Genomic DNA, 10,461 nt, shown 5'->3' with positions numbered 1-10,461 from the left:
CGTTATCCCGGCGACCATCCCCCGCCTAGCGCTTTGTAGAGCTGAACAACGGATACCATATGAAAGCGGCGCGTGGCCGTGAGGGCAAATTCGGCATCGAACAGGGCGCGTTTGGCAAGGAGTACATCCACATAGCTTGTAATGCCTCCCTTGTAGCGAAGATCAGCTACACGCAAAGCTGAGCGCAGCGCTTCGACCTGTTCCTGCTGTGCCGTGCGCTGGTCATTGACTGTGCGAATAGCCACCAGCGCGTCTTCCACCTCCCTGAATGCCACGAGGATGGTTTGCTCGTATTGTGCCAATACCTGCCTCGCCTGGGCTTCCGCGGCCCGCTGTTCGAAACCCAGGCTTTGCGCATTCAGTAAGGGCCCAGCCAGCCCGAGCCCCCCCGCCCCAAACTCGCTTCCCGAGAGCAACAGATTGGACAGGGCGGGGCTGGCAACCCCGAGAAAACCGGTGATCGAAATTTTGGGGAATCGCGCCGCTTTGGCCACTCCGATTCGGGCGGTCGCCGCAGCCAGCGTTTGTTCCGCCTGGAGAATATCGGGACGCCGCTGCAACAATTCGGAAGGCAAGCCAGCCGGTACTTCCGGGGGCATCAACTGATCTGTCAGCACTTGGCCGCGCTCGATTGGCACCGGATTTCTCCCCAGCAATACACTCAGCTCATTTTCCTTCTGAACCATCTGCCGTTCAAGTTCCGCCACTCTGGTAGCGGCGTTGGCGCGCTCCGCTTCAAACTGGTCCAGATCGAGCCGGGAAATCACGCCTCCCCGCAATTGGGCCTGGGAAATGGCCACAGATTCTTCCCACGATGACAGGGCGCGCCGGGCAATATCGAGCTGCATGTCAAATTGCAAAAGGTCGAAATAGGACTGTGCCACCGAACTTACCAGTGTAAGCACGATTGCCCGGCGATTCTCCTCGCGCGCTATCAAGTCGGCGCGGGCTGCTTCATTGGAACGGCGGAGCCTGCCCCAGACATCCAGTTCCCAGTTCAGGGTTGTCTGTCCGAAATAATTATACGGTGTCGGAAATCCCGGACGAAGAAATCCACCCATGGTGCCGAACGCCGGGGCATTGGCATTCACTTCCATCTTGGGAAGAAAATCCATGCGCGCTATATTCAGGCGGGCCTGAAGCTCTTCAATGCTTGCCACCGCCTGCTGAAGATCCTTATTCTCGAGTAAGGCCTGATTGATGAGCCGTTGAAGCGTTTCGTCGTGAAGAAGCTCCCACCAGGGAAGATTGGCGATGGATTGCCCTTCTGTCTGTGCCATGCGAAACTTTTCCGCGGTGTCGATAGGGGGCCGGAAATAGTCGGGTCCCATGGCGCAGGCTCCCAGCAGAAGGCTTGGAAGTAACAGCAGTATACGAATCTGCCGGGGATATCCTTTCTTCAATGAAAGAATCGCCACTGTTAATTTGAGTGTAGCGGAAGACGCGGCGACCGCAACGATCGATTTAATGTCGCTGACCAAGCTAGCCGCTGCTGGATGGAGTAATCTTGGATGTGGCGTCATGTCATTTCTGCCTGCGCATCTTCCACCCGCTTCTCCGTTTTCTTACCCGTAAGCCAGGTAAAGAACAATGGAATGAATATGGTGGCGACAAAGGTGGCAAGCATCATTCCGCCAAACACACCGGTACCCATGGAACGGCGGGCAGCGGCTCCCGCTCCCGTCGCGATTACCAGCGGCACGATTCCCAGCACGAAGGCCATGGATGTCATGACAATCGGGCGAAAACGCAAACGCGCGGCTTCAATCGCGGCTTGCGCCACCGGCATCCCTTCCTTCATTTTCTGGCTGGCAAACTCCACAATCAGGATGGCATTCTTGGCCGCCAGCCCTATCAGGGTGATCAGGCCCACCTGAAAGTAGATATCATTGGGCATCCCGCGAATTAAAACCGCGAGCAGTGCACCCGCCAGGGCAAATGGCACCGCCATGATAACGGCAAGCGGCAGGGCCCAGGTTTCGAACTGTGCGGCCAGGATGAGGAACACCATGATGATGGCGAAGCTGAAAGCAAGGATCGCGGCCGAACCGGTACGTTTTTCCTGATAAGCCTGCGCTGTCCAGGCAATCTGATAATTATCCGGCAAATTTTTTGCCGCAATTTCTTCCACCAGTTTGATGGCGTCACCTGAGCTTACACCCGGTGCACCGCTTCCCATTACCTTGGCGGAAAGCAGACCGTTGTATCGTTCCAGTTGCTCCGCACCCACAATGGTGCTGATTTTGCTGAGTGCCGACATAGGCACCATCTCTCCGGATTGGGACCGCACGTATACTCTGCCGAGATCTTCCGGTTTCATGCGATATTGGGGTTCGGCCTGCAATTGCACGCGATAAGTTCGCCCGGACTTATTAAAATCATTGATATAGAGCGAACCCATAGTGCTTTGCAGGGTGGCGTACAGGTCCGCAATCGACACTCCTTGCGAGATTGCCTTGGCTTCATCCACTTCAATAAAGAATTGAGGTACCGTGGGTCTGAAAAAGGTGGCGATTCCAGCGAGGCGAGGCTCCTGGTGGAGCGCGTCAATGAAGTTGTTCACGACGCCCGCCAAGCGCACAGGATCCGAACCACCCCGGCTTTGCACATAGACCTCAAAGCCGCCGGCGGTACCCAGGCCACGAATAGCCGGCGGGTTAAACGCTATCGCTATGCCATCCGGCTGCTGCATGCCGATACCGGATAACTTGTTGACAATATCCTCGGCTGTAGTGGTGCGCTCTGACCAGTCCTTAAACGCAACGAACATGGTTGCTGAACTCGTTTTATTTCCTCCGCCGATAAGATCAAAACCGTTGACCACAAATTGGTGAGCAACCGCCGGGTCTTCCGCGATAGCGGCGCGCACCGCTTCAGCGGTTTTGGTTGTGCGAGCTAGTGTAGCACCGTCCGGCAAAATTGTTGCGGTCACTACATAGCCCTGATCTTCAGGCGGCACAAAACTGTCGGGAACTGTTTTAATCAGGTAGATTGCAACGGCGATGATACCCGTGAAAACGAATGTTCCGATGATTTTGTGTTTCAAGGTCGTGCTGACCATATGGATGTAGAAATTGGTCAGGCGGCTGAAGCCATTGTTAAAGGTGCGAAAGAATGCGGAGTCCCCATGCGTATGTTTCAGCAGGATGGCGCATAATGCGGGCGTGAGCGTCAACGCCACCACACCGGATATGGTGACCGCAACCGCGACTGTCACTGCAAACTGGCGATATAGTTCGCCGGCAATGCCCCCCATAAAAGCCACAGGTACAAACACCGCGCACAGCACCAATACAATAGCCACGACGGCGCGTGCGACCTGCTCCATGGACCGGATAGCGGCTTTCATCGGCGAAAGTTTTTCTTCGTCCATCAAACGCTCGATGTTTTCCAGGACGACAATGGCGTCATCCACCACGATCCCGATAGACAGCACCATGGCAAATAACGTGAGCGTATTGATGGAGAAGCCGAACAGCCACAAACCGGCAAAGGTGCCAACCAGGGAAATGGGTACGGCGATGATGGGGATCAGCGTGGCACGCCAGCTTTGCAGGAAGATATACACAACCAGAACAACCAGGATCATTGCCTCGCCGAGCGTTTTGACGACTTCCCACATGGAGGCTTTAACAAATTTGCTGGTATCGTAAGGGATGACATAATCCATTCCTTCCGGGAAATATTGTTTCAGCTCATCCATTTTGGCCACGAGCGCGTTCGCGGTATCCAGGGCGTTTGCGCCGGGCTGCAGAAAGATGGGGATACCCGCGCCGGGTTGACCATTCAGCGCCGTGCGCACGTCGTAGCTGAGTGCGCCGAGTTCGATCCGGGCGACATCCTTGAGATAGAGAACCCCGCGGGGGCCATCAGCCCGCAAGATGATATTGCCGAATTGTTCGGGTTCCAGCAACCGGCCCTTGGCGTTAACGGTATAAACCAGTTGCTGATCTGCCGGCGCCGGTTCCTGGCCTATCTTGCCCGCAGCATACTGTGCATTTTGTGACCTGATAGCCGCAGCGACATCCGTGGTGGTCACGCCGAGTTGCGCCATGCGATCAGGGCGCAGCCAGATGCGCATGGAATAGTCCTGACCGCCGAATACCATTGCGTCACCCACACCTTGAGTGCGTTTGAGCTCATCCAGAATGTTGAGCGTGGCGTAATTACTGAGATACAGCGGGTCGTACTTTCCCTTCTCCTTCGAGATCAGCATGAACACCAGAAGGATGTCATTGGACCGTTTCTCTATTTTCAGGCCTGTTCGCCGGACCTCATCGGGCAAGCGCGGCAAAGCGATATTGACGCGATTGCTGGTGTTGAAAGTCGCCTGGTCGATATCCGTGCCGACCTCGAAAGTTGCGGTAATGGTGAGCGTACCGCTGGAGTCGGCGCTGGAACTGAAATACAGCAGGTTATCGACGCCGCTCAACTGTTCTTCAATCGGTGCGGCAACCGTTTTAGACAAGGTTTCGGCACTTGCGCCAGGAAAGGTCGCGGTTATCAACACGGTAGGAGGCGCAATTTGCGGATACTGTGCAATGGGCAGTTGCATCGCGGCCGCCAGCCCTGCCAGCACGATGATGATGGACAATACCGATGCAAAAATGGGCCGCGTAATAAAGAATCGGGTCATGAGATTCCCGCTTACGTCTGTTTATCGGGGTCGGACTGGGCAGGGGACTTGACGGGAGCTTCAACCAAAGGCGCCGTGGGCGCCCCTCCCGGTGCATGAGTTGATACAAGCGTGCCCGGACGGAGCTTGATGATGTTATCGACGATGACTTTATCGCCTGCTTTCAGCCCTTCCAGAATCACCCAATCCTTGCCTATCCAGTGACCCGTCTCCACTGGCCGTATCGTAGCTTCATTTTTTTCGTTGATGACATATACACTTTTGCCCAGATCAGATGTTTGCACCGCAACCTGGGGTACGAGAAAAACTCCATCGCGCTCGCCAGTGATGACACGTGCGCGAACAAACTGTCCAGGAAGTAGACGCTGGTCCGGGTTCTCAAACGTGGCGCGCAGTTGTTGCGTGCCCAGTGATGGATCGATGCGGCTGGCGGCGAAATTCAATTCCCCTTTCCTTTCGTACTCCGTACCGTCGGGTAATACCAATGTGACCTGTTTCACCCTCTGCTCGGTAAGGGGTCCGCCAAGCTGCGCCAGTTCGCTATCGGAAAGACTGAAGCGTACCCATATGGGTGATACTTGGACTAGCGTGGTCAACAGGCTGGCGTTGGCTTCCACCAGTGCCCCTTCGGAGAATTGGAAGCGGCCCGATATGCCGTTTACCGGCGCTGTCACCGTGGTATAGGAAAGATTGAGCTCGGCATCACGTACGCGTGCCTCGGCATGCTGCAGAGCGGCGCTCACGATTGCACTGTCAGAGACGGCATTGTCGTATTCACGCTGGCTGATAGCTTGCGTATCGAGCAGTTCGCGCAAACGGTTTTCTTCCCGTTCGGCTTGTTTGATACGGGCTTTCTGCTCAGCGAGCTGCGCTCTCGCCTGCGCCAGCGCATTTTGATACGGCACGGGATCAATCTGAAACATCGGCTGGCCAGCTTTTACCGCGTTGCCTTCTTCGTACAGACGTTTGAGCAGGATGCCGCCGACACGCGGCCGTATTTCGACTTCCTTGGCCCCTTCGGTTTGCGCAACGGCTTCGGCAGCGATCGGCACGCTGGCAGGTTGTACTTCGATTACGCTGACAGGAAGCGCCATTCCGGCAGGGGGCTGATTGGCCGCCTGGTCGTTTTTCCCGCATGCGCTCAATGCAATGCCCATTACCAGCGTAATGATCAATTTTGAATGCATTGCCGTTAACGAAGTACGAAATTTATTCTTATAATAGCTGGCGGCTGCCATTTTTAACTCCATGCCGGATAAACGAAACAGCTTAAAATTATGCGGTTAAACGAAATAACTTGCATACATTCGTGGTTGTATGTAAATTATATACAAAAATCTCTTAGTGTAAATAGAAAAATTAGCAAGGACCCCACATAGATGGTTCGAAAAACCAAGGAGAATGCGGAATTAACCCGGCAGCATCTTATTCAGGCGGCACGGGAAGTATTTCTGACGCGCGGTGTCAGTCGCACCACGATGGAGCATATTGCCATTCAGGCCGGTGTTACGCGGGGGGCCATCTACTGGCACTTCAGCAATAAAATCGCCCTATTTCAGGCGATGCGCGAACAGGTATTTTTGCCCTTGATTGATCGCATGGATGATACCTTGCTGGTGGAACGCTCTGAAGATCCGCTTGCGTGCATAGAAAATTTTTTGTGCGGCACAATCCAGGTTTTGATGGACAGTATCGAGACACGGCAGATTTACGAAATCATGATGATCAAGTGTGAGTATGTGGACGAATTTGCTACCGTGTTGCAGCAGATTTTATCAAACTGCTCCGGTATCGAGGAAAAGCTTAAACTGGTATATGAGCGCGCCAGGGCTCGCGAGCAATTACATGCTTCCCATGACCCCTCTCAATTAGCGACGGATACGCATCTATTTTTTATCGGCCTGCTGCATATGTGGGTAAAAGATACGGACGGCAATCGATTCCGCTACCAGGCAATAGAACTGGTCAAATCTCATATGAGACTCCGCCGCCGCTAGACGGGTTATCTCGTCGGGTCGCGGATGATGGCCAGGTTGCGTTAAAGAAAAATCCCCCGGTTCAAATTGAAACTGTCCTCGATCCCCCATAGATGCGATGAAGTCATTGCCGAGCCGCACTGCAGCCTTGACACCACGGTCGGCGCCACTTCCCTCATCAATGAGTCGGACGAGAAAGATAAACTAGAATGGTGTTCTTGATCTGATTAACTATGCGCTGTGGATACCAAAAATTGGATGATCACGTAGCCGCTCTGCGTGCTTGTTTCAGCTTTCATACTCAGTTTCTTGATTTAGTCATGCGTGACGTCCGCGGTCAGGTGGAGTCTTCGCCGCCAGATGACTGCCCTGCTACCCCATCCTGTTTTCAATAACCACAGCTGAACTTAGCGTTCCAAATCCGGACGAACAAAGCATCGGCGTTCATTATTTTTCCGGTAGAGATAGTTGACTAAATCAATCAAGTATCTTATAGTTGACCAAATCAGTCGTGTATTGATGAAGGTACTACGAGGTACTGGCTGAACCGATTGTATTTAATATCTCTATTGATTGAATTTACGAGAGTAAAGAGGAGAGGAGCTTATCATGAGGCTAACAACCAAAGGACGGTTTGCGGTAACGGCATTGCTGGATCTTGCGATGCAGCGTAGCACGCATCCCGTGACACTCGCTGAAATCAGCCAGCGTCAACAAATCTCGCTATCTTACCTTGAACAATTGTTTGCCAAGCTGCGGCAACGTGCACTTGTCGACAGTGTACGCGGCCCGGGTGGTGGCTATTGCCTTGCCAAGGACATGGCGCAAGTATCGATTGCCGAGATTATCCTTGCAGTGGACGAGCCGATGGATTCGACTCAATGCAGCGGAAAGGAAAATTGCCACAATGACAAAAAATGCATGACACATGACTTGTGGATAAAACTTAACGATCTGATTTTCGATCACCTGGGCGCGATAACGCTGAAACAACTGGTTGATGATCAGAGAGTGAGGCAAGCGAGACAGAGTGGCGTGGTGCAAATGCTGGATATGCGTAAGGTCGTGCCCGAGCGTGAACGGGGTGTGATGCCCGAACGTGAGCGTTCCGTATATCCGGCTTAGTCATACATTTATTTCGATCATCATCATCATTCATGAATGCGGGGAATAGTGATGGCGATAACATTAACTGAAAATGCCGCGAAACAGATCCGGAAGCAGCTGGCGAAGCGCGGCAAGGGATTGGCCTTGCGCATCGGCATAAAGAAAGTGGGCTGCTCTGGTTTTGCCTACACATTTGATTATGCGGACGAAGTTCGTGAGGATGATCGGATGTTCGAATCTTGCAACGCCAACGTGGTGGTGGATGCTGGCAGTTTCCCGTTTCTCGATGGCTCGCGTATTGATTTCGTCAAGGAGGGTCTTAATGATTCATTCAGATTTGACAACCCTAATGTCGATAATATGTGCGGTTGCGGCGAAAGCTTCAGTCTGAAGGAACCCGCCAAGGTCTAGCCTGTCGGTAAAAGACACCAAGATGGCGAAAAGGATGCAAAAGAATTTCGAGTAACGGGTGGATACGAAGAATTTTCTTCGACGTAAACGATATTGGAGCAGTCTAATGAGCGCAGTATTACAAAATCTGGTCAACCAGCCCTATAAGCACGGTTTTGTGACCGATATCGAATCCGATATCGCGCCACGGGGGCTTAGCGAGGACACCATCAAGCTGATTTCGGCCAAGAAGGATGAGCCCGAATGGTTGCTCGAATTTCGGCTGAAGGCGTATCAGCAATGGCTCAAGATGGAAGAGCCAAAGTGGCCGAACGTTAAGTACCCGAAGATCGATTTTCAGGCAATCAGCTACTACTCCGCACCCAAGCCGAAGAAGAAGTTGAGCAGCATGGACGAGGTTGATCCTGAGTTGTTGCGTACTTTCGAGAAGCTTGGCGTACCGATGCATGAGCGCGCGGCGCTTGCCGGCGTCGCCGTCGATGTAATTTTCGACAGCGTGTCGGTGGCAACCACATATAAGCAGAAGCTTGCCGAAGTGGGTATTATTTTCTGCTCGATTTCGGAAGCCGTTCATATGCATCCGGAGCTGGTGAAGCAATACCTTGGCACCGTGGTGCCGGTGGGCGACAACTACTACGCCGCGCTCAATTCGGCGGTCTTCACCGACGGCACATTCTGTTTTCTTCCCAAAGGCGTCAAATGCCCGATGGATCTGTCAACCTACTTTCGTATCAACACGGAGGAGTCGGGGCAGTTCGAGCGTACCTTGATCATCGCCGAGGAGGGAGCATCAGTTTCTTATCTGGAAGGTTGCACCGCGCCCAAGTTTGATACCAATCAATTGCATGCGGCGGTCGTCGAACTGGTGGCGCTCGACAATGCCGACATCAAGTACTCGACGGTACAGAACTGGTACGCTGGGGACGAAAATGGCCTGGGCGGCATCTACAATTTTGTCACCAAACGTGGCTTGGCCAAAGGAGTCAATTCACGCATTTCCTGGACCCAGGTTGAAACGGGCTCGGCAATTACCTGGAAGTATCCTTCCTGTGTATTGCAGGGCGATAATTCGGTCGGCGAGTTCTATTCCGTCGCGGTCACCAATAATTATCAGCAAGCCGATACCGGCACCAAGATGGTTCATCTGGGAAAAAACACGCGCAGCACCATCGTCAGCAAGGGTATTTCGGCCGGTCATTCCAATAATAGCTACCGTGGCTTGGTCAGAATTGCGCCCACCGCTGCCGGAGCCCGTAATTATTCACAATGCGACTCGATGCTGATCGGCGGCGAGTGCAGCGCCAATACTTTTCCCTACATTCAGGTTCGTAATCATACTGCCAAAGTCGAGCACGAAGCATCAACGTCAAAGATCGGCGAGGATCAATTGTTCTATTTTGCGCAACGCGGTATCGGCAACGAGGAGGCGGTATCGATGATTATTAATGGATTCTGCAAGGACGTATTTCAACAGTTGCCGATGGAGTTTGCGGTCGAAGCGACCAAACTGCTCGGCTTCAAGCTCGAAGGGAGTGTCGGATGATTTATCAGGACAGCAAAACGCTGCTTGAGGTACGCGGATTGCGGGCGACCGTCAATGGCATCGAGATCCTCAAAGGCATTGATCTGACGGTTAGAAGTGGTGAAATCCACGCAATCATGGGAACGAATGGCTCAGGTAAAAGCACCTTGGCAAAGGTGCTTGCCGGTCATAACGCTTATAAAGTCACCGGGGGTTCGGTGACGTTTGAAGGTGGCAATTTGTTCGACCTCGAACCTGAGGAACGCGCGCGTGCCGGTTTATTCCTTGCCTTCCAGTACCCGATCGAGATACCCGGCGTTGCCAACAGCCATTTTCTGCGCCTTGCTTACAATACCGTGCAAGCGCAACGTGGCAAGGAGGAGCTTGATCCACTCGAATTCGAGGATTTTGTGCGTGAGAAAATGAAGTTGCTTGAAATGAACCCGGATTTTCTCGATCGTGGCGTCAATGAAGGTTTCTCCGGCGGAGAAAAGAAAAGAAACGAGATATTACAGATGGCGCTACTTGAACCCCGCCTGGCGATTCTCGACGAGACGGACTCCGGCCTTGATATCGATGCGCTCAAGAGCGTTACCAATGGCGTGAATCAGCTTACGAACAAGGACAATGCAACCATATTGGTGACGCATTATCAGCGTCTGCTCAACTATATCGTGCCGGACTACGTGCACGTGATGGAGTCGGGCCGTATCATCAAGACGGGTGGAAAAGAGCTTGCGCTGGAACTCGAGACGCGTGGTTACGATTGGGTCAGCGTCGAGCAACGTACCGCGGCCAGAGTATGAGCC

8 protein-coding genes are annotated in these 10,461 nt (G+C 53.1%); 5 read left to right on the top strand and 3 right to left on the bottom strand.

Going from position 1 to position 10,461, the window contains the following annotated elements; genetic code table 11:
• Positions 1–2 precede the first annotated feature (2 nt).
• From SQ11_RS00375 to SQ11_RS00365, 3 genes are read right to left on the bottom strand one after another with little or no spacing between them, the layout of a single operon-like run.
• Complete coding sequence (locus SQ11_RS00375) at positions 3–1,481, bottom strand: efflux transporter outer membrane subunit (RefSeq protein WP_232297836.1); 1,479 nt, start codon at positions 1,479–1,481, stop codon at positions 3–5.
• Between the two features lie 38 nt (positions 1,482–1,519).
• Positions 1,520–4,636 carry an efflux RND transporter permease subunit gene (locus tag SQ11_RS00370; protein ID WP_041512155.1) on the bottom strand — a complete coding sequence of 1,039 codons (3,117 nt, stop codon included), beginning with the start codon at positions 4,634–4,636 and terminating at the stop codon, positions 1,520–1,522.
• Between the two features lie 11 nt (positions 4,637–4,647).
• Complete coding sequence (locus SQ11_RS00365; RefSeq protein ID WP_052493892.1) at positions 4,648–5,874, bottom strand: efflux RND transporter periplasmic adaptor subunit; 1,227 nt, start codon at positions 5,872–5,874, stop codon at positions 4,648–4,650.
• 141 nt (positions 5,875–6,015) lie between these two features.
• Here SQ11_RS00365 and SQ11_RS00360 point away from each other — a divergent pair, with 141 nt between their 5' ends.
• The 5 genes from SQ11_RS00360 to sufC all read left to right on the top strand — a co-directional run bounded on the left by SQ11_RS00360 (position 6,016) and on the right by sufC (position 10,458).
• The gene (locus SQ11_RS00360; RefSeq protein WP_041512154.1) at positions 6,016–6,633 is read left to right on the top strand and encodes a TetR family transcriptional regulator; all 618 of its coding nucleotides are present in this window, start codon (positions 6,016–6,018) and stop codon (positions 6,631–6,633) included.
• A gap of 588 nt (positions 6,634–7,221) precedes the next feature.
• Positions 7,222–7,737, top strand: coding sequence for an Rrf2 family transcriptional regulator (locus SQ11_RS00355; RefSeq protein ID WP_041512153.1), 516 nt, complete (start codon positions 7,222–7,224; stop codon positions 7,735–7,737).
• 51 nt (positions 7,738–7,788) lie between these two features.
• On the top strand, positions 7,789–8,130 hold the full coding sequence (locus tag SQ11_RS00350) for an iron-sulfur cluster assembly accessory protein (protein ID WP_041512152.1): 342 nt from the start codon (positions 7,789–7,791) through the stop codon (positions 8,128–8,130).
• 106 nt (positions 8,131–8,236) lie between these two features.
• Positions 8,237–9,673, top strand: coding sequence for a Fe-S cluster assembly protein SufB (gene sufB, locus SQ11_RS00345; RefSeq protein WP_041512151.1), 1,437 nt, complete (start codon positions 8,237–8,239; stop codon positions 9,671–9,673).
• Entirely contained in the window at positions 9,670–10,458 is a 789-nt protein-coding gene (sufC, locus tag SQ11_RS00340) for a Fe-S cluster assembly ATPase SufC (RefSeq protein ID WP_041512150.1), read from the top strand. The genes sufB and sufC overlap by 4 nt, the downstream gene beginning before the upstream one ends.
• The last annotated feature ends 3 nt before the right edge of the window (positions 10,459–10,461 follow it).

It is taken from the genome of Nitrosospira sp. NpAV (assembly GCF_000832065.1).
Lineage (GTDB): Bacteria > Pseudomonadota > Gammaproteobacteria > Burkholderiales > Nitrosomonadaceae > Nitrosospira.
This window is presented reverse-complemented; position numbering and strand designations above follow the sequence as displayed.

Bases quoted from the DNA above. Each gene is read 5' to 3' on its own strand.
- SQ11_RS00370 (WP_041512155.1), bottom strand. From the start codon at position 4,636: ATGACCCGATTCTTTATTACGCGGCCCATTTTTGCATCGGTATTGTCC.
- SQ11_RS00365 (WP_052493892.1), bottom strand. From the start codon at position 5,874: ATGGCAGCCGCCAGCTATTATAAGAATAAATTTCGTACTTCGTTAACG.
- SQ11_RS00360 (WP_041512154.1), top strand. From the start codon at position 6,016: ATGGTTCGAAAAACCAAGGAGAATGCGGAATTAACCCGGCAGCATCTT.
- SQ11_RS00355 (WP_041512153.1), top strand. From the start codon at position 7,222: ATGAGGCTAACAACCAAAGGACGGTTTGCGGTAACGGCATTGCTGGAT.
- SQ11_RS00350 (WP_041512152.1), top strand. From the start codon at position 7,789: ATGGCGATAACATTAACTGAAAATGCCGCGAAACAGATCCGGAAGCAG.
- sufB (WP_041512151.1), top strand. From the start codon at position 8,237: ATGAGCGCAGTATTACAAAATCTGGTCAACCAGCCCTATAAGCACGGT.
- sufC (WP_041512150.1), top strand. From the start codon at position 9,670: ATGATTTATCAGGACAGCAAAACGCTGCTTGAGGTACGCGGATTGCGG.